The sequence below is a fragment of the Aliidiomarina celeris genome, from assembly GCF_003316875.1.
GTDB lineage: Bacteria > Pseudomonadota > Gammaproteobacteria > Enterobacterales > Alteromonadaceae > Aliidiomarina > Aliidiomarina celeris.
The window spans coordinates 1-288 of the sequence record NZ_QMIL01000040.1 but is presented as its reverse complement, the minus strand read 5'-3'; the positions used below and the strand labels follow the sequence as shown (position 1 = coordinate 288).

1 protein-coding gene is annotated in these 288 nt (G+C 52.4%); it reads right to left on the bottom strand.

Going from position 1 to position 288, the window contains the following annotated elements:
- Positions 1-288 (bottom strand): hypothetical protein (locus DQW12_RS13385; RefSeq protein ID WP_198683968.1); only part of this gene is annotated, 288 nt, incomplete at both ends.

Here is a 288-nt window from a genome sequence, read left to right as displayed (position 1 = left end):
ATCCAATAGCTGCGATTCCGTCTGGAATCTGTGTTGGCCAACCATTCTCATCAAGATAGCCGCCAGCCTCAAGTTGTTCAAAAGTCATTCCGCCCCATTGGCCTTGGATATGTCCAAGCCAGGGCATCATCGTTTTGGTTATATCAATAAACTGCATCCCTGTGCCCCAGTGGTTCACACCGGACAGGTTGAATGCCAATGAAGGGTTTGTTGCTCCTGTCGCGCCGTTCAAATCCGCCGACTCCGGAACGACCGTGCTGCCGGTCAATGGCGTGGAAAATCCGATGG